The organism is Yinghuangia sp. YIM S09857 (assembly GCF_051388915.1).
Classification (GTDB): Bacteria; Actinomycetota; Actinomycetes; order Streptomycetales; family Streptomycetaceae; genus Yinghuangia.
Map to the genome: position 1 here is coordinate 457,603 of NZ_JBPKBH010000005.1, position 23,513 is coordinate 481,115.

The 23,513-nt window shown below is 72.1% G+C and carries 18 protein-coding genes and 1 pseudogene; 13 read left to right on the forward strand and 6 right to left on the reverse strand.

Going from position 1 to position 23,513, the window contains the following annotated elements:
* Positions 1-153: 153 nt before the first annotated feature.
* Entirely contained in the window at positions 154-1,146 is a 993-nt protein-coding gene (locus ACRX5S_RS13430; RefSeq protein WP_436773113.1) for a co-chaperone YbbN, read from the reverse strand.
* Positions 1,147-1,488: 342 nt separating this feature from the next.
* Between ACRX5S_RS13430 and ACRX5S_RS13435 the strand changes: the two genes are divergently transcribed.
* Positions 1,489-2,100 carry a TetR/AcrR family transcriptional regulator gene (locus tag ACRX5S_RS13435; protein WP_436773214.1) on the forward strand — a complete coding sequence of 204 codons (612 nt, stop codon included), beginning with the start codon at positions 1,489-1,491 and terminating at the stop codon, positions 2,098-2,100.
* A gap of 18 nt (positions 2,101-2,118) precedes the next feature.
* Here the strand turns inward: ACRX5S_RS13435 and ACRX5S_RS13440 are convergent, their stop codons facing one another.
* The 3 genes from ACRX5S_RS13440 to ACRX5S_RS13450 form a co-directional block, all read right to left on the reverse strand.
* On the reverse strand, positions 2,119-2,439 hold the full coding sequence (locus ACRX5S_RS13440; RefSeq protein ID WP_436773114.1) for a DUF3817 domain-containing protein: 321 nt from the start codon (positions 2,437-2,439) through the stop codon (positions 2,119-2,121).
* 57 nt (positions 2,440-2,496) lie between these two features.
* Entirely contained in the window at positions 2,497-2,826 is a 330-nt protein-coding gene (locus ACRX5S_RS13445; protein ID WP_436773115.1) for a DUF3817 domain-containing protein, read from the reverse strand.
* 114 nt (positions 2,827-2,940) lie between these two features.
* On the reverse strand, positions 2,941-3,504 hold the full coding sequence (locus ACRX5S_RS13450; RefSeq protein WP_436773116.1) for a MarR family transcriptional regulator: 564 nt from the start codon (positions 3,502-3,504) through the stop codon (positions 2,941-2,943).
* A 242-nt stretch (positions 3,505-3,746) separates the two neighbouring features.
* Between ACRX5S_RS13450 and ACRX5S_RS13455 the strand changes: the two are divergent.
* Positions 3,747-4,214: pseudogene (locus ACRX5S_RS13455) on the forward strand (MarR family winged helix-turn-helix transcriptional regulator); the annotation flags it as partial.
* A gap of 399 nt (positions 4,215-4,613) precedes the next feature.
* On the opposite strand, the gene meaB reads toward ACRX5S_RS13455, so the two are convergent.
* Together meaB and ACRX5S_RS13465 are read right to left on the reverse strand one after the other, a co-directional pair.
* Positions 4,614-5,597: a methylmalonyl Co-A mutase-associated GTPase MeaB gene (gene meaB / locus ACRX5S_RS13460; RefSeq protein WP_436773117.1), complete on the reverse strand. Its 984-nt coding sequence runs from the start codon at positions 5,595-5,597 to the stop codon at positions 4,614-4,616.
* A 1,147-nt stretch (positions 5,598-6,744) separates the two neighbouring features.
* Positions 6,745-7,932, reverse strand: coding sequence for an acetyl-CoA C-acetyltransferase (locus tag ACRX5S_RS13465; RefSeq protein ID WP_436773118.1), 1,188 nt, complete (start codon positions 7,930-7,932; stop codon positions 6,745-6,747).
* Positions 7,933-8,194: 262 nt separating this feature from the next.
* Here ACRX5S_RS13465 and mce point away from each other — a divergent pair, with 262 nt between their 5' ends.
* From mce to ACRX5S_RS13520, 11 genes are all read left to right on the forward strand, one after another.
* Positions 8,195-8,632, forward strand: coding sequence for a methylmalonyl-CoA epimerase (mce, locus tag ACRX5S_RS13470; protein WP_436773119.1), 438 nt, complete (start codon positions 8,195-8,197; stop codon positions 8,630-8,632).
* A 234-nt stretch (positions 8,633-8,866) separates the two neighbouring features.
* Positions 8,867-10,204, forward strand: coding sequence for a crotonyl-CoA carboxylase/reductase (ccrA, locus tag ACRX5S_RS13475; protein WP_436773120.1), 1,338 nt, complete (start codon positions 8,867-8,869; stop codon positions 10,202-10,204).
* 318 nt (positions 10,205-10,522) lie between these two features.
* The gene (locus ACRX5S_RS13480; RefSeq protein WP_436773121.1) at positions 10,523-14,761 is read left to right on the forward strand and encodes a hypothetical protein; all 4,239 of its coding nucleotides are present in this window, start codon (positions 10,523-10,525) and stop codon (positions 14,759-14,761) included.
* A gap of 109 nt (positions 14,762-14,870) precedes the next feature.
* On the forward strand, positions 14,871-15,809 hold the full coding sequence (locus ACRX5S_RS13485; protein WP_436773122.1) for a cellulose-binding protein: 939 nt from the start codon (positions 14,871-14,873) through the stop codon (positions 15,807-15,809).
* 96 nt (positions 15,810-15,905) lie between these two features.
* Positions 15,906-17,147: an AI-2E family transporter gene (locus ACRX5S_RS13490; protein ID WP_436773123.1), complete on the forward strand. Its 1,242-nt coding sequence runs from the start codon at positions 15,906-15,908 to the stop codon at positions 17,145-17,147.
* Between the two features lie 195 nt (positions 17,148-17,342).
* Entirely contained in the window at positions 17,343-18,440 is a 1,098-nt protein-coding gene (locus tag ACRX5S_RS13495) for an ATP-binding cassette domain-containing protein (RefSeq protein WP_436773124.1), read from the forward strand.
* Positions 18,441-18,443: 3 nt separating this feature from the next.
* Positions 18,444-19,445, forward strand: coding sequence for a hypothetical protein (locus ACRX5S_RS13500; protein WP_436773125.1), 1,002 nt, complete (start codon positions 18,444-18,446; stop codon positions 19,443-19,445).
* A 181-nt stretch (positions 19,446-19,626) separates the two neighbouring features.
* Positions 19,627-21,801, forward strand: coding sequence for an ATP-binding protein (locus tag ACRX5S_RS13505; protein ID WP_436773126.1), 2,175 nt, complete (start codon positions 19,627-19,629; stop codon positions 21,799-21,801).
* Between the two features lie 172 nt (positions 21,802-21,973).
* Positions 21,974-22,411 (forward strand): roadblock/LC7 domain-containing protein, encoded by a 438-nt coding sequence (locus tag ACRX5S_RS13510; RefSeq protein WP_436773127.1) that lies wholly within the window; start codon positions 21,974-21,976, stop codon positions 22,409-22,411.
* A gap of 5 nt (positions 22,412-22,416) precedes the next feature.
* Positions 22,417-22,821: a DUF742 domain-containing protein gene (locus ACRX5S_RS13515; RefSeq protein ID WP_436773128.1), complete on the forward strand. Its 405-nt coding sequence runs from the start codon at positions 22,417-22,419 to the stop codon at positions 22,819-22,821.
* On the forward strand, positions 22,802-23,434 hold the full coding sequence (locus ACRX5S_RS13520; protein WP_436773129.1) for a GTP-binding protein: 633 nt from the start codon (positions 22,802-22,804) through the stop codon (positions 23,432-23,434). The genes ACRX5S_RS13515 and ACRX5S_RS13520 overlap by 20 nt, the downstream gene beginning before the upstream one ends.
* Positions 23,435-23,513 lie beyond the last annotated feature (79 nt).

A 23,513-nucleotide genomic window follows, 5' to 3' on the forward strand; every position in this document is an offset into this window, starting at 1 on the left:
GGGTGACGACAAACCGCCGTTCGTCCGGCGCCCGGGCTGCCCGCTCAGCGCGCCGAGCCGCACCCGGCCCGGAGCCGCGCACGACGCGGTGTCGGCACAAAGCGGTGCCGGCACCGTTCCGCGCGGCCGGACGTCAACGCCCGCGGCGGGACGTCAGAACAGCACGCTCGTCAGCGCCGCACGCGCCTTCACCACGCGGGGATCGTCGAGGCCGATCACCTCGAACAGGCCGAGCAGGTGTACCCGCGCCTTGTTGCGGTCGTCGCCCGCGGTCCGCCGCACCGTCTCGACCAGGCGGCCGAACGCGTCCTCGACGTTTCCGCCGGACAGGTCGAGGTCGGCGGCGAGCGTCTGCGCGTCGACGTCGGTCGGCCGTTCGGCGGCGTTGCGCCGCACCTCGTCGGCGTCCGCGTCCTTGGTGCGCAGGATCAGCTCGACCTGCGCGAGCGCGAGCTTGGCCTCGGTGTGCGCCGGGTAGTCCGAGATCACGTTGCGGTACGCCTGTGCCGCGCCCGCGAAGTCGCCGGCATCCAAGGCCGCTTCCGCCGGGGCCAGCAGCGGGTCGCCGGGCGGTTCGGCGTCCTCGTCGCCCTCGGCCTGCGGCGCGGCCCCCGGAGCACCCGGGGCACCGGTCAGGCCGGTGAGGCCGAACCGCTGCTCGCCGACCGCGACGAGCTGGTCGAGGATCTGCCGGAGCTGCTCCTCCTGCGGGGCCGCCCGGTCGAACATCGGGGCCAACTGCCCGGCGATCACCGCGACCGCGGCCGGGAGGCCCTGCACCTGGGCCTGCATGACCAGTTCCTGGGCGAGCTGCGGCGTCGCGTCGATGTCCACGCGGGCGAGGACGAATCGGCCCGCGAACTCGGCGGCGAGCCGGTCGAAGACCTCGCCCAGCTCGATACTGTGCGGCGAGCGCTGCGAGGAGAACTCCAGCACCACCGGCGCCTGCTGGGACAGCGCGAGCACCGAGTCGAAATTCTCCTCGGTGAGGTCGAAGACGAATCCCCCGGCGGCACCCGGCGCGCTGTCCGCACCGGTCTGCGGCGCGCTCGCCGCGCGGGCCGCCCGCTGCGCGGCGGCCTCGGACGCCGCCTTGACCGCGCCGAGGTCGACGACCCCGCGCATCGACATGTTTCGTGGCTGCATACGCCTATCTTCCCCCGAGCGACACCCGCGCGGTGCACGGGTCGGCCCCGTCCACCCCGCGGATGCGGCGTCCCGGACCTCCCGGGCACCTTCCCCGCGGGAATGCGGGGCCTGTGCAAGCGGGGCGCGGAACCTCGTACCGACGTCGGGCGCTCGAATCCCCATCCAGGCACCGTTATTCGCTACGGCCCGTAGCGTAACGGGAGAACGCCCGCCGACCGCAAGAGGGTTGCGTGTGAAATCAAGCCCTCAGGGCATGTGAGACCAGTCACGCCAAGTTGCCGGACGGGACATTAGGGTCGTGCCGACCACCCCGTCCGCCTCGATCCTGCCGAGGTCCCGCTGAGCGAGAACGCAAACGCCGCGGCGTCCCGCAAGGGCCGCCCCCGGAGTTCGACGGCGGACGACGCGATCCTCGGCGCGACGCGCGCCCTCCTCGCGGAACGGGGCTGGGCCACGCTGACCGTCGGGGACGTCGCGGTGCGCGCGGGCGTGGCCAAGACCACGCTCTACCGGCGCTGGGCGTCCAAGCACGAGTTGGTGACGGCAGCGGTCGCAGACATGCTCGGCACACTGGAGCTGCCGGACGACGGCGACCTGCGGTCCGACCTCGACTCCGTGGTCCGGCAGTTCGCACAGTTGCTGGCGCGTCCGGAGATGTCGAGCGCGCTGATGGGGCTGATCGCCGACTCGACCCGGGACCCGGAACTGCGCCGCCGGGTGCGCGAGGCCATCGTCGAGCCGCAGAAGCGGCTCGTCGTGGAGGGCCGCGCGCGGGCCCGGGCCCGGGGCGAGGCCGACGTGGCCGACGCGATCGACGTGGACCTGGTGTTCGACGTGATCGCGGGCACCGTGGTGCATCACATGCTGGTCAGCGCGGAGCCGGCAGCCGAGGAATGGGTCGGCCGGTTCGTGGCGTTCGTGACCGCGGGGCTGGCGGGGTGCGCGCCGTAGCGCGCGCCCGCCGTGCGCTCAGGCGGCCGACGGGGCCGCCGGGGGTGCGGTGAAGATACGGTCCTTCATCTTCGCCTCGAAGACGAACGGGCCGAACGGCAGCACCGATGCGAGGAAGGCAAGGCCGGTGGTCTTGTTGTCCCAGCCGAACTTGGTGCGCATGTCGAGCATGAGCAGGACGTACGCCACGAAGAGCAGACCGTGGATGATGCCGAGCGGCATGACGAGGTTGATGTCCGAGACGCGGCTGAGCACGGACCCGAGCAGCAGCAGCGCCAGGAACGACACGCCTTCGCAGCGGGAGACCAGCAGGAACCGGGATACGGGGTTGGACAGCATCAGTTCACTTTCCGGAACAACGGGACCAGCGGGGCGGGGGGCACGGAGTGCGAGGCGTCAGGCGGCCTGGACGGGTTCGCCGATCCGTCCGCTCTCCTGGACGGCCCGGGCGACCTTGCGTTCCGCGACGAACGACGCGAACGGAAGGGTGCCGGCCAGCATGACCAGCAGGATCCGCTCGATCCGCCACTTCATCTTCCAGCCGAGGTCGAAGGCCGTGACGAGGTAGATCATGTAGAGCACGCCGTGGGCCTGGCTGACGTAGAAGGTGATGTCCTCGCCCTTGTCGAAGCCGTACTTGAACACCATGCACAGGCACAGCAGCAGCAGCCAGCACCCGGTGATGTACGCCATCACGCGGAAACGGGTCAGGACAGCAGGCTTCACGGCGACACACCCTCATTCGCTTCGCCGCCCGGCATCGCGGACGGCATCCGCAGCATTCACTAGCGCGCAAGCAGACTACGTCGCGCCCCGGGCGGTCTCCGAATCGGCCCCCCGTCAGAAGCCTTCGGCGGCGTCCGCGAGGGACTCGGACGCGGCACCGTCGGCCGGATCCGGCTCCTTGAAGTCGCCCGCGTCGACGCGCAGCGGGAGCAGCATGCGGAAGATGTCACCGCACGTCTCGGCGTCGTACACGCCGAGGCCGAAGTCGCGTGCGACCAGGTCTGCGGTGGCGCGTTCGACGACGTCGCGGCCTTTGTCGGTGATGGTCGCGAGCGTCCCGCGGCCGTCCCGCGGGTTCGGGCGGCGGGCGACGAGCTCGGCCTTCTCCAGGCGGTCGATGGTGTTCGTCACACTTGTCGGATGGACCATCAGGCGCTCGCCGATCTTGGAGAGCGGGAGCGCGCCGGTGCGGCTGAACGTGAGCAGCACCAGAGCCTCGTAGCGGGCAAAGGTCAGGCCGTAGGGCTTGAGCACCGTGTCGGCCTCGGCGAGGAGGATCTGCTGGGCCCTCATGATCGAGGTGATCGCGGCCATCGGCGGGCACGCGCCCCAGCGCTCCTCCCAGGACTGGGCGGCGCGGGCGATGGGGTCGAAGGGGAGGTTCAGCGGCTTGGGCACTGCGGCAGCGTAGCCCCCGCGACTACCCGCAAGTACGGTGCGACCACGTGCTGAACACCTGCGCGGTCGGGCTTCCCGTCTGGCGCGGGCGTGGGGCGACTGCCGTCAGGGCTTCGGTCGGCGCTTCGGTCGGAGTTTCGGTCGGAGCATCGGTCGGAGTTTCGGTCAAAGCTTCCGACGTGGTGTGTGACACGCGCGGGATATTTATTGAATGTTCAACAGGTCGCGGTACCATGGTCGACATGACCACTGAGGAGCCTCGCTGGCTGAGCGATGAGGAACAGCAGATGTGGCGTGCCTCTTTGGGCGTGCTCAACCTGCTCCCCGTGTTCCTGGAGCGCGACCTCCAGCAGAAGCACGGGCTGACCATGCACGACTACGAAATCCTGGTGCGCCTGTCGGAGGCGCCCGAGCGCCGGATAAGGATGACGGAGCTCGCGAGCCTGAGCCACCAGTCAAAGAGCCGCCTGTCGCACCAGATGACCCGCATGGAGAACGCGGGCCTGGTCGTACGCGAAAGCTGCGACTCGGACCGCCGCGGGCAGTGGGCGGTGCTCACCGAGGCGGGCTGGGACCGGCTCGTCGCGGCGGCGCCGGACCATGTCGAGAGTGTGCGGCGGCACTACATCGACCTGTTCACAGAGGAGCAGAAGCGGGCGCTGGGCGAGGCGTTCGCCACGGTGATGTCCCACCTGCACGCGGACGGCGGAACGGCGAACTGCCCGGCGCTGTCGGGCATCAGCGCGTCGGCGAAGAAGGCGGCAAACGGGTCGGGCACGGGGGACGCGGCGAACGGGTCGGGCGCGGGGGACGCAGCGAACGCAGCGGGTGCGGCGAACGCGGCCGCGCGCGGCTGAGCACCGCGGTGCCCGGCTGAGTGCGATTGCGAGCGATTGCACCGCGGAGCGCGGCTGAGCGCGACAGCACCGCGGAGCGCGACAGCGAGCGACAGCGCGGCTGAGCGCGACTGGCCCAGCCAGGGAATGACAGCCACTCGGGGAACGCGGCTGACAGCGGCCGACTTTGCGGCCGCGGGAACTCGGCCGAGTGCGGCTCGCGCCGGGCCTTGGTGCGGCTGACGCCGGGCCCCTCGGTCCTTGAACCGGGCGTCAGCCCTTGTGCCCCGGGCCGCCGCCCAGAAGGCCCGCTATGAGGTCGTCGGCGGCCGCGTAGGGGTCGAGTGAGCCGTCGGCCACGCGCGCGGCGAGCGCGTCCGCGTGCCGGTCGCCCGCCGGGCCCGCCATGCGCTCGCGCACTGCGGCGAGGGCGATGGCCTCGACCTCGGCGCGCACACGGCGCCGGCGGCGGATCTCCAGCGTTCCGTCGGCAGCCGTCCAGGCACGGTGCTTTTCCAACGCCTCGACGACCTCGTCCAGACCTTCGCCACGCGACGCGACGGTCTTGAGGATCGGCGGGCGCCACGCGCCGGGCGCGCGCGAAGGACCGAGCGACAGCATGTGGTTCAGCTCGCGCGCGGTGGTCTGGGCGCCGTCGCGGTCCGCCTTGTTGACGACGTAGACGTCGCCGATCTCCAGGATCCCCGCCTTCGCCGCCTGGATCCCGTCGCCCATGCCCGGGGCGAGCAGCACCACCGTGGTGTCGGCGGCCGACGCCACCTCGACCTCGGACTGGCCGACGCCGACCGTCTCGACGACGACGACGTCGCACCCGGCGGCGTCGAGGACGCGCAGCGCCTGCGGGGTCGCCCAGGCCAGCCCGCCGAGGTGGCCGCGGGAGGCCATCGAGCGGATGAACACGTCGGGGTCGGTGGCGTGGTCCTGCATCCGGATCCGGTCGCCGAGCAACGCACCGCCAGAAAACGGCGACGAGGGGTCCACCGCGAGCACGCCGACGCGCTTGCCGAGTGCGCGGTACGCCGACACGAGCGCCGACGTCGACGTCGACTTCCCCACGCCCGGCGGCCCGGTGAGCCCCACGACGTACGCCTGCCCGGTGTGCGGCGCGAGCGCGGCCATCACCTCGCGCAGCAGCGGCGACGCGTCCTCGACCAGCGAAATGAGCCGCGCCACCGCCCGCGCCTGGCCCCCACGGGCCTGCGCAACCAACTCCGCGACGTCAGTACGCCGGGCCAACGGAACTCCTCCAGAGAGACCGAGCAGAACGAACCAGAGAGACCGACAGTGAGACCGAGCGGAACGAACGAGCAGAACGAACGAGCACGACGAACGAGCACAACGAACGACTCACGCACGCGGGGGCGAACCTCAAGCCCGGCCCGTCCTGCCCCTCCCGCCCGTCCCTTCCATACCTCGGGAACGTCCGCGGGAACCCCGAAGTGCCGACCGCGCCGCCCAACCACCCGAACCGGCGAAGCCCCCCACCGCGTTCGACCCGCCGTTCGACAAACAGCCCGACAGCGCGCCCCCGTGCACGGCAGCCCCGCACCATCATCGCTCGAATACCGGCCCGCTTCGGCTGCCCTGCGCGGGTGCCCACGGGTCGGCCTCGGGCACCACGCGTACGAGCCGCAGCGACGCAAACCCCCGGCCTGGGTTCCGGTCGGCAGCCCGCACGACCGCGCCCACACGCGCCGCCCCCAGGATGCCTCCCCAGTGGCGCCCCGTCAGGTCGGCGGTGGGGTGCCGCACCGGGACTGCCCGGTGNACCGAAACCCCGTGCGGCACCCCACCGAAGCCCACTGCGGGGCCCGCCGGAGACCGATGCGGGCCCCGCCGGAGCCCGGTGCGGCCCCGCCGGAGACGGATGCGGGCCCCGCCGAAACCCGTACGGCAACCCGCCGGACTCCGGTCCGGCACCCCAACCGAAACCCCGTGCGGCACCCCACCGAAGCCCACTGCGGGGCCCGCCGGAGACCGATGCGGGCCCCGCCGGAGCCCGGTGCGGCCCCGCCGGAGACGGATGCGGGCCCCGCCGAAACCCGTACGGCAACCCGCCGGACTCCGGTCCGGCACCCCAACGGAAACCCCGTGCGGCACCCCACCGAAGCCCCGTGCGGGCCCCGCCGAAACCCCGTGCGGCCCCGCCGAAACCCGTACGGCAACCCGCCGGAGCCCGGTCCGGCACCCCAACGGAAACCCCGTGCAGCACCCCGCCGAAACCCCGTGCGACGCCCCGCCGAAGCCCGGTGCGGCCCGCCGGAGCCCGATGGAGGCCCCGCCGAAACCCCATGCAGCACCCCACGGAAACCCCGTGCGACGCCCCACCGAACCCCGTGCGGCACCCCACCGAAACCCCGTGCGGCACCCCGCCGAAGCCCCGTCAGGCCTTCGGCACCGTCACGATCAGGGCGTCGCCCTGGCCGCCGCCGCCGCAGAGGGCCGCCGCGCCGGTGCCGCCGCCGCGGCGCTTGAGTTCGAGCGCCAGGTGCAGCACGACCCGGGCACCCGACATGCCGATCGGGTGGCCGAGCGCGATCGCGCCGCCGTTGACGTTGACGTTGTCGCTCGTGACGCCGAGGTCGCGCATCGACTGGATGCCGACCGACGCGAAGGCCTCGTTGATCTCGATCAGGTCGAGGTCGGAAACCTCCAGGCCCTGCTTGCCCAGCGCGTTCCTGATGGCGTTCGACGGCTGGGACTGGAGCGAGTTGTCCGGGCCCGCGACGTTGCCGTGGGCGCCGATCTCGGCGAGCCACTCGATGCCGAGCTCCTCGGCCTTGGCCTTCGACATCACCACGACCGCGCACGCACCGTCGGAGATCTGCGAGGCCGAACCGGCGGTGATGGTCCCGTCCTTGGTGAAGGCCGGGCGCAGCTTGGCAAGCGACTCGGCGGTGGTGTCCGCGCGCACGCCCTCGTCGGTGGTGAACTGGACCGGCTCGCCCTTGCGCTGCGGGATGGCCACCGGGACGATCTCGTCGTCGTAGAGGCCGTTCTTCTGGGCGGCCGCTGCGCGCTGGTGGGAGAGGGCCGAGAAGGCGTCCTGCTCCTCACGCGAGATGCCCAGCTTGGCGTTGTGGTGCTCGGTCGACTCGCCCATCGGGATGTTGTCGAACGCGTCGGTGAGGCCGTCGTAGGCCATCGCGTCCAGCATCTCGATCGCGCCGTACTTGAAGCCTTCGCGCGACTTCGGCAGCAGGTGCGGGGCACCCGTCATCGACTCCATGCCGCCCGCCACGACGATGTCGAACTCGCCCGCGCGGATGAGCTGGTCGGCCAGCGCGATGGCGTCCAGGCCGGAGAGGCACACCTTGTTGATCGTCAGCGAGGGGACGTTCATCGGGATGCCGCCCTTGACCGCGGCCTGGCGGGCCGGCATCTGGCCGGCTCCGGCCTGGAGCACCTGGCCGAGGATCACGTACTGCACCTGATCGCCGGTGACCCCGGCGCGCTCCAGCGCGGCCTTGATCACGATGCCGCCGAGGTCGGTGGCGGAGAAGCCCTTGAGCGAGCCGAGCAGACGGCCCATCGGGGTCCGCGCCCCGGCGACAATGACAGAACCGGCCATGACAGTGGCCTCCTAAGAAGGTCAGCCCTGATGAGGAAACTTGCGAGGGCAATTTGCGAGGGGCAAGTTGCTGGGACAAATTGCGAGGGTGTGGGCGGAAACATACCGGCCGCCAGGTCATGGTCGGCAGGGGTCCCGGTGTGATGGAACGCACGGCCCGCCCGGGAGACCGGATGCGGTCTCGTCCATAGTGTCGCTCTAGTGTCGCTTCGACATTCAGGGTACCTACCGAGAGGTAACCCGCCAGACCCGGGAGGGCATCGTGCTGACGCGCATCGACCACATCGGAATCGCCTGCCACAACCTCGACGAGACGGTGGAGTTCTACCGCGCCACCTACGGCTTCGAGGTCTTCCACACCGAGGTCAACGAGGAGCAGGGCGTCCGCGAGGCCATGCTCAAGATCAACGAGACGGACGACGGCGGCGCGTCCTACCTCCAGTTGCTCGAACCGATCCGCGAGGACTCCACGGTCGCCAAGTGGCTCGCTAAGAACGGCGAGGGCGTGCACCACATCGCCTTCGGCACGGCCGACGTCGACGGCGAGGCCGACGCGATCCGCGGCAAGGGCGTCCGGGTCCTGTACGACGAGCCGCGCCGTGGTTCCATGGGCTCGCGCATCACGTTCCTGCACCCCAAGGACTGCCACGGCGTGCTGACCGAACTGGTCACCTCCGCACCGGCCGACGCCGGACACTGAGCACCCGCCGCCGGTCCGCGACAACCCTCCGCGTGCCGCACGGCGACTGACAGAACGTCAACACGGGGGCGGGATTCCTACGGGCCCGCCCCTTGGCACACCCCGGTGCCGACCCTTACGTTACCGGTGGGTAATTTTTGGCCGGGCTCGGCCATGCCGACCGACAGGCGGCTGACCGGCGAACGGCCGACCGACAAACCCTCACACTCCCAACGCCGACCCTGGAGGCCGACGATGAAGGAGATCCTCGACGCCATCCTCGCTGGGGACACCCCGCAGGAAGCGTACGAAGCCCTTCCCCTGCCCGAGTCGTACCGCGCCGTCACCATCCACAAGGATGAGGAGACGATGTTCGACGGACTCGACTCGCGCGAGAAGGACCCGCGCAACTCGCTGCACGTCGAAGACGTCGCACTGCCCGAGATCGGCCCCGGCGAGGCGCTGGTCGCGGTGATGGCCTCGGCCATCAACTACAACACCGTCTGGTCCTCGATCTTCGAGCCGGTCTCGACGTTCCGCTTCCTGGAGCGGTACGGCCGCACCTCGCCGCTCACGAAGCGCCACGATCTGCCGTACCACGTGCTCGGCTCCGACCTCGCCGGCGTCGTGCTGCGCACCGGCCCCGGCGTGCACGCCTGGAAGGCCGGCGACGAAGTCGTCGCGCACTGCCTGTCGGTCGAGTTGGAGAGCGCGGACGGGCACAACGACACGATGCTCGACCCCGAGCAGCGCATCTGGGGCTTCGAGACCAACTTCGGCGGCCTCGCGCACCTCGCGCTGGTCAAGACGAACCAGCTCATGCCGAAGCCCGGGCACCTGTCGTGGGAGGAGGCCGCCTCCCCCGGCCTGGTCAACTCGACCGCGTACCGCCAGCTCGTCTCGCGCAACGGCGCCGGCATGAAGCAGGGCGACAACGTGCTGGTCTGGGGCGCCTCCGGGGGCCTGGGCTCGTACGCCACACAGTTCGCACTCAACGGCGGCGCCACCCCCATCTGCGTCGTCTCGTCCGAGGACAAGGCGCAGATCTGCCGCGACATGGGGGCCGAGCTGGTGATCGACCGCAAGGCGGAGGACTTCCGCTTCTGGAAGGACGAGCGCACGCAGGACCCGAAGGAGTGGAACCGCTTCGGCAAGCTCATCCGCGAGCTGACCGGCGGCGAGGACGTCGACATCGTGTTCGAGCACCCGGGCCGCGAGACCTTCGGCGCCTCGGTCTACGTCACCCGCAAGGGCGGCACCATCGTGACCTGCGCCTCGACCTCGGGCTTCGTGCACGAGTACGACAACCGCTACCTGTGGATGAACCTCAAGCGCATCGTCGGCTCGCACTTCGCGAACTACCGCGAGGCCTGGGAGGCCAACCGGCTGATCGCCAAGGGCAAGATCCACCCCACCCTGTCGCGCAGCTACAGCATGGACGAGGTGGGTCAGGCGGCGTACGACGTGCACCGCAACCTGCACCAGGGCAAGGTCGGCGTCCTGTGCCTGGCCCCCGAGGAGGGCCTCGGCGTGCGCAACCCGGAGCTGCGCGCGAAGCACCTCACCGAGATCAACCGCTTCCGCAACGTGTGACCCCCCTCACCCCGGGACGCGTCACAGCGTCCTGACCGAACGTCACCTGGTGCCGCGTCAGGGAATTCGTTGCCTGACGCGGCACTAAGCTTTCCCGGGATCTGACACCATTTCCCTGGTGGACACCGTGACACGTGCGGTGCGGACCACGGCGGCTGCCTGACCGGTCCCAACCGGCAGGAGTGGCCGGGTTGCGACAGGTTCCGACAGAATCTGCCGGATCGGGGTGCTCGGCGGGCTTGTCAGGGTCCATCGGGCGGGCAGGCCCGGCGTGTGGTTCGGATACGGTGACGGCGCTGGTGAGGACGCGGCCAGGGGATGGAGTGGGACCCCACAGTGCGGGGCTACGACGACCGTTACGAGGTTGACGACGGCCTCGGCCAGATCGAAGCCGAGATGAAGCGGCTGAGGACTGAGCGCGAGGAAAGCGTCGCGCACGCGGAAGACCTCGGATATCAGGTCGAGGTCCTTCGCGCGAAGCTGCATGACCTCAGACGGCAGCTCGCCACCCCGCAGTTCGGCAGCATCGGCGGCCAGGCCGAGCAGATGCTGCGCAACGCCCAGCTCCAGGCCGAACAGGTCCGCGCCGACGCCGAACGCGAACTGGCGGAATCGCGCGCCCACACGCAGCGCATCATGCAGGAGGCCGCGCAGCGGTCCGCCCAGCACGAGGCCGAGTGGCAGGCCGAGCTCCAGGCCCGCCGCCGGCGCCTGGAGGAAGAGCTCGCGCACGCCCGGCAGGCCACCGAGGCCCGGGTCGGCGAGAACGTCGCCTGGGCCGAGCAGGTCCGCCAGCAGGCCGACGAACGCGCCCGGCAGCTCGTGGAGAGCGCCCGCGCCGAGGCCGAACGCCTGCTCTCCGACGCCTCCGCCCAGGCCGCCGCCGCCCGCGAACAGGCCGGGGGCGCCGCGCACGCGGCACGCTCCGAGGCCGACGCCATCCTCGCCCGCGCCCAGGCCGAGGCCGACCGCATGCTCACCGCCGCGCAGCAGCGCGCCGAGTCGGTCGGCGAGCAGGTCGAGCAGATCAAGTCCGGCACCCGCAGCCAGGCCGAGGTCCTGGTGGTGGAGGCCCGCGCCGAGGCCGAGCGCATCCGGGACGAGGCGGTCGCCGAGGCGCAGCGCGTCACCGGAGAGGCCGCCGAGCGCGCCGAGGGCACCTCCGCCGACACCGCCAAGCTGCTGCACGAGACGCAGGCCGAAGTGGCCCGCCTGCGCACCGAGGCCACCGCGGAGGCGGAGCGGCACCACGCGGAGGCGGAGGGGCTGCGCGCCGAGGCCGAGCGCCTGAAGGCGGAGGCGGAACGCCTCAAGGCCGAGGCAAAGGCCCTGCTGGACGTCGCCGACAGCGACGCCGCCGAGCGCCTCCAGACGGCGTCCGCGGGTGCCGAGGAGCTCCTCGGCAAGGCCCGCGCCGACGCGGACGCGCACACCGCGCGGGTGCGCGCCGAGGCCGAGGAGCTGTTGGAGGCCGCCCGGGCCGAGGCCGACGAACTCGCCGAGACCGCCCGGGCCGAGGTCGAGCGGCTGCGCGCGGAGGCGGTCGAGGAGGCCGGACGCCTGCGCGCGGACGCCGGCGACCATGCCGAGCGCACGCGTACCGACGCGGACGCCGACGCCGAGCGGGTGCGCGGCGAGGCCGCCTCCGCCGCCGAGCAGGTGCGCGAGGAGGCCCGCGCCGAGACCGCCCGGCTGCGCGACGAGGCGGAGGCCGAGGCGTCCCGCGTGCGCACCGAGGCCGAGGCCGACGCCGAACGCCTGCGCACCGAGACCGTCGCGGAGGCCGAGGCGGCCCGCGACGCCGCCCTCGCGGAGGCGGAGGCGGCCCGCGAGAAGGCCCTCGGCGTGCACGCCGACGTGGTCGCCGAGATCGAGGAGCGCCGGGCCGAGGCCGAGCGCCTGGCCGAAGAGGCCGACGCGCGGCTGGGATCCGCCGAGACCACCGCGGCCGAGCGCGTTGCGGCGGCCGAGGCCGAGGCCGCCGAACTGCTCGGCAAGGCCGGTGCCGACGCCGACAAGCTGCGTACCGACGCCGAGGCGCGGCTCGCCGCCGCCGAGGCCGAGGCGGCCGAGCAGTTGCGTGCCGCCACCGCCGGCGCCGAGGAACTGCTGGCCAAGGCCAAGGGCGAGGCCGACAAGCTGCGCGCGGACGCGTCTCGGATGCTCGCCGAGGCGGAGGCCGGGGCGGCCGAGCGTATGGAGCGCGCCACCGCGGCCGCCGACGAACTCCTCACCAAGGCCCGCGCCGAGGCCGAGCGGGCGACGTCGGAGGCGCGTACCGAGGCCGACGAACTCCGGGCCCGGGCACAGGCCGACGCCGAGGCCGTGGAGGCCCGCACCCGCGAGACCGGGGCGCGGCTGCTGGCCGAGGCCAAGACGCACACCGAGGAGGTCAAGGCCCGCGCGGAGGCCGAGGCCGAGGGGATTCTCGAACGGGCGCAGTCCGAATCGGGGAAGCTGCGCGAGAAGGCGGTCGCCGACACCGCCCGCCTGCGGGATCTGACGCAACGTCAACAGGCGGAGTCCGCCGAGCGTTTGGAGCAGGCGCGCGTCGAGGCCGAGCGCCTCGCCGCGGAGGCGGAGACCATCGCCGCCGAGACCCTGGGCAACGCCGAGAGCGGTGCCGCCGAACTCCTCGCCAAGGCCAAGGCCGAGGCAGAGCGGGTGCAGCAGCAGGCCGCCGAGACGGCCGGACGCGCGCACGCCGAGGCGGAGGAACTCCTCGCCACCGCACGGGCCGAGGCCGCGAAAAGCACCGACACCGCGGCCCGCGAGGCCCAGGAGCTGCTGCGCACCGCCGAAGCCCGGGCCACCGAGCTGCGCAACGGCAGCGAGGCCGACCGCGCCGAGGCCGAGGCGACGTTGCAGACCGCACGCACCGAGGCCGCGAACCTGCTCGACCGGGCGCGGGCCGACGCCGCGGCGCGCACCGAGAGCGCCGCCCGCGCGGCCGACGAACTCCTCGCCAAGGCGCGCACCGAGACCGAGGAGCTCCTCGGCGACGCCCGGGGCGAGGGCGAGGGCATCCGCAACTCCGCGCGCCGGGACGCCGCGGAGCTGCGCGCCGAGACCGAGGCCGCGGCACGGAAGGCCCGCGAAGACGCCGCGGCTTCGGCCACCCGTACCATCGCCGACGCCGAGCAGGCCGCCGCCGAGGTGCGCGAGACCGCGCGGCAGGCCCTGGAGGAAGCGCGCCTCGAAGTCGTCGAGCTGCGGGACCGCACGCAGGCTCGGGCCCGCGAACTCCTGGAGACCGCCGAGGCGAAGGCCCGCGAGATCGCCGACAACGCGCAGGGCAGGCTGCGCAAGGCGGAGGACGAGTCCGCGCGACTCGTCCGCGACGCCAAGGGCGAGGCCGAGACCATCCGCGCAGCCGTCGTCGGCATAGAGGAGACGGCGCACGAGGAGATGGCGCGCCTCCGCACCGAGGCGGAACGCGAGTTGGCCAAGTCTCGGGACGACGCGCAGACCCACCTCGTGCGCGCCCGCGCCGAGGCGGACGCCACCGTCACCGCCGCCCGCAAGCACGCCGAACGCCTCCGGACGGACTCCGAGCGCGAGGCCGAGCGGACCCGTACCGCCGGACGCGACGAGGCGACCGCGACCCTCAAGTCCGCCGAGGCGGACGCCGTTTCCATGCGCGAGAAGGCCAAGGCCACCCTCGACAAGGCGGTCGACGAGGCCGAGGAGACCCTGGTCAAGACCAAGGGCCATGTCACCGAACTCGTCGCCCAGGCACAGCGCAAGGCGGAGCAGCAGTTGAAGGCGGCGTCCGAGGCGGCCGCCAAGACGCTCGCCGACGCGGAGGCCGAGGACGCGCGCCTGCGCGCCGAGGCCGCGGCGGTCATAGAGAAGGCCCGCGCCGACTCCGACAAGATGATCGCCGAGACGCGTCGCGACACCACGACGACCCGCGAACGTGCCGACAAGGAAGCCGAAGAGGCGGTCGAGGCGGCGCGCAAGCAGGCCGCCGAAAGCCTTCAGGCCGCGGGCAAACGCGTGGACACTCTCGTGCAGGCCGCGGAGGAGCAGTGCGCGAAATCCGTTGCGGACGGCGAGAAAGCCAAGTCCGAAGCGATGGAGGAAGCCGACCGGATCCGCGACAAGGCGAGCTCCGAGGCCGATAGGGTACGTATCGCCGCGGTCAAGAAAGCCGAGGCGCTGCTTTCCGAGGCGGAGCAGCGTCTCGCGGACGCCCAGAAGGGCGCGGACGACCTGCGCGCCAAGGTGGCCGAACAGATCGCCGCCGCACAGCGCGAGGCCCAGGCCGTTCGCCGCAAGACCGCGGCCGACGCCGACAGGATTCTGGACGATGCGCGGAGGGAGGCGGAACGGCTGCGCAGCGAGGCCCGCCGGGAAGCCGAGCGGTCGCGTGCCGAAGGCCAGCGCAAGTTGGACGAACTCAACAGACGCCGCAAGGACATCGCGACGGAAATGGCCCGCGTACAAGGCGTTTTGGACGCTTTGGCCGCACCGGCGGGTTCGTCGGCCGGGAAAAGCGGCAACTCCGCTCCGCGCACCGGCGGGGGCGGGTCGAGCACCGCACCACCCGATTGAGGGATGGATGCCGGTTGTTCTCCGCCGCGCAGGTCGATGAGCCGTCTGTTTCGTGCCAGGATTCCACCCGTCACCTCATCCACCGCACCGGTCATACGACAGGAACCCCATGAGCGACACAAACTCTCCGCACGGCTTCGATCTCGTCCGCCGAGGGTACGAGCGTTCGCAGGTCGACGATCGCATCACGAAGCTCGTCTCTGACCGGGACAGCGCCCTGGCCCGCATCTCCGCGCTGGAGAAGCGGATCGAGGAACTGCACCTCGAAAGCCAGAACGTGCAGGCCCAGCTCGCCGACGCCGAGCCTTCCTACGCCGGCCTCGGGGCCCGCGTCGAGAAGATCCTGCGCCTGGCCGAGGAAGAGGCCAAGGACCTGCGCGAGGAGGCCCGCCGCGCGGCGGACCAGCACCGCGAACTCGCCGAGGCGGCCGCCCAGCAGGTGCGTGCCGAGGCCGAGCAGTACGGCAAGGAGCGCAAGGCCAAGGCCGAGGACGAGGGCGCCCGCATCCTCGACAAGGCGAAGACCGACGCGGCCCAGTTGCGTGCGGAGGCGTCGAAGGACGCCGCCACCAAGCGCGAGGAGGCGGACGCCCTCTTCGAGGAGACCCGCGCCAAGGCCGCCCAGGCCGCCGCGGACTTCGAGACGAACCTCGCGAAGCGTCGCGAGCAGTCCGAGCGCGACCTGGCGGCCCGCCAGGCCAAGGCCGAGAAGCGCCTCTCCGAGGTCGAGCACCGCGCCGAGCAGCTCCGTCTGGAGGCGGAGAAGCTGCGCACCGACGCCGAGCGCCGCTCGCGTCAGACCATCGAGACCGCACAGCGCCAGGCGGACGACATCGTCGCGGACGCCCGCGCGAAGGCCGACCGCATCCGCAGCGAGTCGGAGCGCGAGCTCGCCGCGCTGACGCACCGCCGCGACAGCATCAACGCGCAGCTCACCAACGTGCGCGAGATGCTGGCGACGCTGACCGGCGCGGCGGTGGCCGCGGCCGGCGGTGCCGGGGACGAGGATGACAAGCTGGGCGGCGTCCCCGCCCAGCAGACCCGGTAGTTCGTACGCCCGGTTCCGCGTACACCAGCCGCGCCTCGACAGGTGGCCGTTCCGTTTCGGAACGGCCACCTGTCGTTTCCGCCTAGAGTCTGGCCGGTGAGTACCGAGACGACGCCGGGCACCGCGGACGACGAGGCGGCGGGCACCGCCGCGAAGGACACCACCGCGGACCACAGGCGCACGGACGACACGGCCGGGGACACACCGGCCGGGAACGCGTCGGTCGGGAACGCGTCGTCCGGGGACGCGCCGGTCGACGGTGACGGCAAGGCCACTGTGCCCGCGCCGCGGTTCGGGCTGCCCGGACGGCCGCTGCGCCGCTCCTCGCCCTTCTACATCGGGTTCGTCGGCGGACTCGGCCTGATCACCGCGTGGTTCTTGGCGCAGGCCTTCGCCGGCATCAAGGACGTGCTCGTCCTGATCCTCATCTCGTTCTTCCTGGCCGCCGGCCTCAACCCGTTCGTGGAGCGCCTCCAGAAGCTCGGTCTGCCGCGCAAATGGTCGGTCGCGACCGTCGCGATCTCTTTCCTGTTGGTGATAGCCGGCTTCGTCGCGGCCATCGCGCAGCCGCTCGCCGAGCAGACCACGGACCTGATCAACAGCATTCCGGACAAGCTCACGGAGCTGCTGCACAACGAGCAATTCAAGCGCCTGGACGAGAAATACGGGATCATCGACAAGGCGAAGGAAGCGGCCGCCGACGCCAATACCGCGGAGAGCGTCGCGGGCGGCCTGCTCGGATTCGGCAAGCTGATCCTCAACTCGGTCTTCGACACCCTTACCGTGCTGTGCCTCACGTTGTACTTCCTCGGCTCGCTGCCGAGCATCAAGGAGGCGATCTACCGGCTGTTCCCGTCCTCGCGCCGGCCCCGCGTCCGGGCGCTGGGCGAGGAGATCATCGGCGGCATCGGCGGCTACGTCAACGGGATGCTGATCGTCGCGTCGTGCGCCGGGATCTCGTCGTACGTCTTCCTCGTCATCCTCGACCTGGAGTTCGCGCTGCCGCTCGCGCTCGTGGTCGCGCTGACCGACCTCATACCGATGATCGGCGCGACGATCGGGGCCGTGGTGGTGTCGGCCGTGGCGTTCTTCGACTCACCGGGCAAGGCACTGGCGTGCGTCATCTTCTACGTGGCGTACCAGCAGTTCGAGAACTACCTGGTCTACCCGAGGGTCATGAAGCGCGCGGTGAACGTGCCGCCCGCGATCACCATCATCGCGGCCCTGGTCGGCGCCGCGCTGCTCGGTGTGACCGGCGCGCTGCTGGCCATACCGATCGCCGCGGGCGTCCTGCTGATCCTCCGCGAGGTGGTCACGCCACGCCAGGACCGCGCCTGACCCCGGGAGGCCCCCTAGTCCGCAAGGATGACGGGAGGGAGCTCCCTCGACCTTGGGAAGGTCGCGGATCCGCCCCCAGGGCACACGACCTGATCTCCGCGGTTCTCTATGGTGGTGACCGCCGCCCGGGTGCCAGTGGCGGGTCCGCCCGGCCCCCGGAACCACGCAGCAGCCCCCATCGACTATGAGGACGAGATGATCGAAGCCCAAGGCTTGACGAAGAGGTACGGCACCAAGCTGGCGGTCGATCAGCTCTCCTTCCAGGTCCGCCCCGGCACGGTCACCGGATTCCTCGGCCCGAACGGCGCCGGCAAGTCCACGACGATGCGCATGATCCTCGGGCTGGACGCGCCGACCGCCGGCCACGTGCTGGTCAACGGCCGCCCGTACCAGCACCTGTCCGCGCCGCTGCGCGAGGTCGGCGCCCTGCTGGACGCGAAGGCGATGCACGGCGGCCGCAGCGCGTACCACCACCTGCTGTGCCTGGCGCAGAGCAACGGCCTGCCGAACCGCCGTGTCGACGAGGTGCTGCAACTGGTCGGCATCACGGCGGTGGCGAAGAAGCGCACGAAGGGCTTCTCGCTCGGCATGGGCCAGCGCCTGGGCATCGCGTCGGCGCTGCTCGGCGACCCCGGCATCCTGATGTTCGACGAGCCGGTCAACGGTCTGGACCCGGAGGGCATCCTCTGGATCCGCAACCTGATGAAGGCGCTGGCCGCCGAGGGCCGCACGGTGTTCGTGTCCAGCCACCTGATGAGCGAGATGGAGGTGACCGCGGACCACCTGATCGTCATCGGCCAGGGCCGACTGATCGCGGACACCTCGATGCGCGACTTCATCGAGCGCAACTCGCAGGCCTACACGGTCGTGAAGTCGCCGCAGGCCGACAAGCTCGTGAAGCTGCTGACCGCCAAGGGCGGCCAGGTGACGCCGGAGGGCGTGGAGGGCGCGCTGCGCGTGACCGGGCCCGATCCGGCCGCGATCGGCGACATGGCCGCCGAGCACGGGATCGCGCTGCACGAACTCTCCCCGCGCTTCGCGTCGCTGGAGGAGGTCTACATGCGCCTCACCCAGCACTCGGTCGAGTACCGGGCCGGGATGCCGGGTGCGGCGCCGCCCGACGGCGGTGTGCCGCAGGGCTGGGCGGCCCCGCAGCAGCAGGGCTGGGGACCGCCGCAGGGGCAGCCGCAGTTGACACCGCAGGCACCTCAGGCCCAGTACGCGCCGGTTCAGCAGGCGCCCGTTCAGCAGGCACCGGTCCAGCAGGCCCCGATCCAGCGAAGCGAGGGCTGAGCGATGGCCAACCCCACTCCTCCGCAGCCGCAGCAGCAGCCGCACGTCCAGGCGCAGTCCCAACCGGGGCAGCCGCAGCCGCAGATGGCCGCGCAGCAGCAGATGGCGCAGCAGCCGGTGCCGGCGGGCGCGTACGCGGGCGGCCCGGCTTACGGCGGCGCTCCGCAGGGCCAGGTCCCGCAGAACGGCAACGGGCACTACCCGCCGGTCCCGGCCCCGCAGGGCACGTACCAGCCGCAGCACAACGGGAGCCTGCACTTCACGCGCATGCTCCAGTCCGAGTGGACCAAGATCCGCACGGTCCGCTCCACGACGTGGTCGCTGATCATCATGGTCGTGCTCATCGTCGGCATGGCCGCGCTGCTCGGCGGCACGGTCACCAGCGAGGACGACGACCCGGACCCGAGCGTGTCGCTGTCCCTGATCGGCGTGATGATCGCGCAGATCGCGGCGGCCTCGCTCGGCGTGCTGACCATCTCGGCGGAGTACACGACCGGGATGATCCGCTCCACGCTCACCGCGTACCCGCGCCGCCTGACGGTGCTGGCCGCGAAGTCGGTGGTGTTCGGCGTGCTGATGTTCGTGGTCGGCCTGGTGGCGTGCTACCTCGCGTACCTCATCGGCGACTCGATGTTCGCCAGCGACGTGGTGCGGGACTCCACGAACAAGGAGGTCGTGAAGGGCGTCGTCGGCAGCGCGACGTACCTCGCGCTGATCGGCCTGTTCAGCCTGGGCATCGGAACGATGCTGCGGCACTCGGCCGGGGCCATCACGACCGTGCTCGGCATCATGCTGGTCCCGTCGATCTTCGGCGGGTTCATCCCGGGCAAGGCGGGCGAGTGGGTGGTCAACTACTCGCCGATGACGCTGCTGATCAACATGGTCGCACCGGCCGGCGAGGTCGACTCGGCGCTGAACGCGTGGCCGGGCATGCTGCTGATGGCCGGTTACGCGGCTGCCGCGCTGATCGGCGCCGCGGCGCTCCTCAAGTCGCGCGACGTGTAGGCGTTCCGCACGCGTTCCGTGCACGCCCTTGGGCCCCGTCGGACGGATGCCGTCCGGCGGGGCTCGCGTTTTGCGCATTTGCATACTGGTTTGCATACGGTTGCGTACAGCCGTCCATGGCAAAGGAGTTGTAGGAACCGGGACCAAGCGGCCCGGAAGTGTGAGGATAGGATCGCTAGCCATGTTTCGGGAGGGGACGAAGATGGCCGGGGGAAAGCGGGGCCGGACCGGTCCGGGCGCCGATCCTGAGCGGCTTCCGGGCGGCGTGCCCGACCATGCCGTCGACGCCGTCAGCGCCCCCGCGATCGCCGCCGCCACGGCCGCGGCCGTCCTCGGCGTGATCGCCGCGGTCATCTCGGTCCTGACCCTCGCCTCGGACGGATCGGCGCTGCACGCGTCGATCGTCGCCCTGCTGTACGTCCCCTCGATCGTCATGGGCGCGATATCCGCGGTGCTGCAACGGCGCTTCGTGGCCCGCGAGGTGGCCGCGCTGCGCGCCGAGATCTCCCGCCGCGACGACGCGCAGCGCCGCCTGGCCGACGAACTCGAACGCCGGGGCGCTGAGATCGCCGACCTGACGCGCCGCCAGCAGTTGCTGCTCGCCGAGGACGACCTGCTGCGCGAACGCATGCAGGAGTCGTTCGTCAACCTCTCGATGCGCTCGCTCACCCTCGTCGAACGCCAGCTCGACGTCATCGAGAAGCTGGAGCACACCGAGGAGAACGCGCAGCGGTTGGAGGACCTGTTCCGCCTGGACCACCTCGCGACGCGCATGCGGCGCAACAGCGAGAACGTCCTCGTGCTGGCGGACGCCGACGAGCGCCACGGCCACCGGCCGCCGGGCACGCTGCTGGACGTCGTGCGCGCGGCCGTGTCCGAGATCGAGTACTACGAGCGCGTCGACATCGGGCACATCCCGCGCGCGGAACTCGCCGGGCACACCGCGGACGACATCAGCCACCTCCTCGCCGAGCTCCTGGAGAACGCCGCGGCCTACTCGCCGCCGAGCACCCGGGTCAGCGTCGCGGGCCGCACGCTGGAGAACCGCGGCATCCTGCTGACCGTCGAGGACGAGGGGTTCGGCGTACCGCCGGACCGGCTGCCGGAGCTGAACGCGCAACTCCAGGGCGGGCGCGCGGCGGCGGGCGCGTCCGATCTCGCGGGCCTGGGCGTCTTCGTGGTGGGCGCGCTTGCGGTACGCCACGGCCTGCGCGTGCAGTTGCGCCCGCGCCGCGAGGGCGGCCTTGCCGCGATCGTCATGCTGCCGGCCGCGCTGCTGCTCGGATCGGCACCGTCGGCGGCCGACATCAGCCACGAACGGGCACTGGAACGCGAAGGCCGGTCGGGTGCGGGACGCCGCCCGCCCGCTGCGGCAACACGCTCCACCCTCCAGGAGCGCCACCAGGCCGCGCCTCGCCCGGCAGCCGAAAAACCGGACCGGGCAGCGCCCGCGGCGGAACCCGTTCAGTCGCCCGAGCCCCCGGTCTCGGCCCCCGAGCCGACGCCTGCCGGCGAGGCGGAGACGCTGCCCAGACGACGCAAGAAGGACACCGAAAAGCGCAGCGATTCGGGCGATTCGCCGACCACGGCCAGCGGGCTCCCCCAGCGTTCCGTGCGCAAGACAAAGGCGAAGGCGGAGACCGCGGCGCCTGGGTCCGGACACGTCCCATCCGAGCGGGCCGGGTCCGAGCGCGCTGGGCACGCGGAGCCCGAGCAAGTGCCTTCCGCGCAGGCGGTGTCCGGACAGGCGCCCCCCGGGCAGGCAGCCCCCGGGCCCGCGGCGCCCGACCGAGACGCGTCCGTGTCCACGGACGACTCCGCGGGCAGCCCGCCGGCGCTGCCCAAGCGCTGGGTCGCGCGCGGGATGGACGAAACCGCCCAATTGCGGGCGATCGACCCGCCCGCCGTAGGCTCGCCAACTCCCCTGCCCCGCGCGGCGGAAGCGGCCCCTCTCGGGTCCGCGGCAACCGCGGCCGCCGGAGCCCTCGGCATGCGCGAACCCGCAGCCGACGGCCCGGTCCCTGCCGGCGCCGAACCGGGTTTTCCCTCCCCGACTCCGACCCCGGCAACCGGTACCGAGGCCGCAGCGCGGGTGCACGACGCGCCGCCGTCGCTCGCTGCCGAAGCGGGCGGGGTGCAGGCCGGGGTCACCGGCACGGGGTTGCCCAAGCGGGTGCCTCGGTCGCGGTCGATCGGGGCCGGGCCGCCGGAGCCGGCGGCGCCTTCCGTGCGGGACAGCGGGCCTGTTGCGGCCGAGGAACTGCGGCGTAGGCTCAGCGGATTCCAGATGGGCAGCGCGGCTGCCCGGCAGGCCGCCGACGACGACATCGCGGCCCCCGGAGGTGAGGCGCGGTGAACGTCGGCCGCCTGTCCCCCTCCCGCCGCGCGCGGTCGGCCCGCACTGCACGGTCGGCCCGTCCCGAAGCACGGACCCGCTCCGCGGAACCGGCCCGCCGTCCCGCCCTCGAATGCCACGCCCCATCCACCCGCAGGCGATCCGCCGTACCGGAACCCGGAGGTGAGCACCGGTGAACACCCAGGACACCGCCGTCGTCCACGTGAAGTGGCTGGTGGACGGGCTCGCACAGGATGTGCCCGGTATCCGGCAGGTCGTCCTCGTCTCGTCGGACGGCCTGCTCCTCGCGTCCGCGGGCGGCAGCGACTCCGGCGGCGAGCGGCTCGGCGCGATCGTGTCCGGGCTGGTGAGCCTCGCGCAGGGCGCCGCGCGCGTGATGGACCTCGGCGAAGTGCGCCAGGAGATCGTGACGATGGCCGAGGGGCACGTCGTGGCGATGTCCATCAGCGACGGCTCGTGCCTCGGCGTGCACGCTTCCGGCACCGGCGATCTGGCCGTCATCGCCTATCAGATGACAGCATTTGTACGCAGGGCCGGACACGTGCTCACCCCGGCCCTCCGCGCCGAGCTCCACCGCAGCCACGAACCGGGCGCCACACCAGGGAGGTAGTCGCGATGGCCGCTGACGTCGGGGGACGGGGCGGGGTCGGCGGGCGGTCCGGACGGGTCCGCCCGTACGCCCTGACCCGGGGTCGCACCAGCTACAGCGAAGTCCTGTTCGTGGAAACCCTGGTCACCTCGCTCGACTGCGAGCCCGGCACCGACGGCGGTGCCGAGTCCCCCTTGGACGTCGGGCGCGACGACATGCCGGAGGTGCGGGCCATCATCGTCCTGTGCCGGGGCGTGCGCTCGGTCGCCGAGGTGTCCGCCCTGCTCGGCCTGCCGCTCGGCGTGGTCCGGGTGCTCATCAGCGACCTGGCCGCCCAGGGGCGCATCAGCGTGTACCAGACAGCCGGCCAGACCGGACCCCCCGACCGCGCACTGCTCGAAAGGCTCCTGGGTGGACTACGCAGGCTCTGAGGCCGTCTCCGCGCACCGCACACCGCCCCTGCCGCCGCCCGCGGCGTCCCGCGGCGGGGGCGCGCCGCCGATCACCTCGACGAAGATCGTGGTGTCGGGCGGCTTCGGGGTCGGCAAGACCACGCTCGTGACGTCGGTGTCCGAGATCGAACCGCTCACCACCGAGTCGGTGATGACGGTGATGAGCGAGGCCACGGACCGGCTCGACGGGCTGCCGGACAAGGTGACCACGACCGTGGCGATGGACTTCGGCCGGGTGACGCTCGACGAGGACCTGGTGCTGTACCTGTTCGGCACGCCGGGCCAGGGCCGGTTCCAGTTCATGTGGGACGACCTGGTGCGCGGCGCCGTGGGCGCCGTCGTGCTGGTGGACACCAGGCGGGTCGAGGACTGCTTTCCGGCGGTGGACTATTTTGAACGAAGCGGACTGCCGTTCGTCGTCGCGATCAACACGTTCGACGGGGCGCCGATCTACCCGGAGGCGGATCTGCGCGAGGCGCTCTCGCTGCGTCCCGGGACGCCGCTGTTCGAGTGCGACGCGCGGGACCGGCGCAGTGCCGCGCGGGCGCTGACGGCGGTGGTGGCGCACGCGCTGCGGCTGGTCGCGAGGTGAGCTTCCGGGCCGGGGCGCCGGGTGGCCGGCGGGCTCCGGCCCGGGGCCGGTGGGGGATCCGTTCCCACCGGTGTTTCGG

Excerpts from the sequence above, each read along its gene's own strand:
- ACRX5S_RS13430 (WP_436773113.1), bottom strand. The coding sequence starts at position 1,146 with ATGCAGCCACGAAACATGTCGATGCGCGGGGTCGTCGACCTCGGCGCG.
- ACRX5S_RS13440 (WP_436773114.1), bottom strand. The coding sequence starts at position 2,439 with ATGCTGTCCAACCCCGTATCCCGGTTCCTGCTGGTCTCCCGCTGCGAA.
- ACRX5S_RS13465 (WP_436773118.1), bottom strand. The coding sequence starts at position 7,932 with ATGGCCGGTTCTGTCATTGTCGCCGGGGCGCGGACCCCGATGGGCCGT.
- ccrA (WP_436773120.1), top strand. The coding sequence starts at position 8,867 with ATGAAGGAGATCCTCGACGCCATCCTCGCTGGGGACACCCCGCAGGAA.
- ACRX5S_RS13480 (WP_436773121.1), top strand. The coding sequence starts at position 10,523 with ATGGAGTGGGACCCCACAGTGCGGGGCTACGACGACCGTTACGAGGTT.
- ACRX5S_RS13485 (WP_436773122.1), top strand. The coding sequence starts at position 14,871 with ATGAGCGACACAAACTCTCCGCACGGCTTCGATCTCGTCCGCCGAGGG.
- ACRX5S_RS13495 (WP_436773124.1), top strand. The coding sequence starts at position 17,343 with ATGATCGAAGCCCAAGGCTTGACGAAGAGGTACGGCACCAAGCTGGCG.
- ACRX5S_RS13500 (WP_436773125.1), top strand. The coding sequence starts at position 18,444 with ATGGCCAACCCCACTCCTCCGCAGCCGCAGCAGCAGCCGCACGTCCAG.
- ACRX5S_RS13505 (WP_436773126.1), top strand. The coding sequence starts at position 19,627 with ATGTTTCGGGAGGGGACGAAGATGGCCGGGGGAAAGCGGGGCCGGACC.
- ACRX5S_RS13515 (WP_436773128.1), top strand. The coding sequence starts at position 22,417 with ATGGCCGCTGACGTCGGGGGACGGGGCGGGGTCGGCGGGCGGTCCGGA.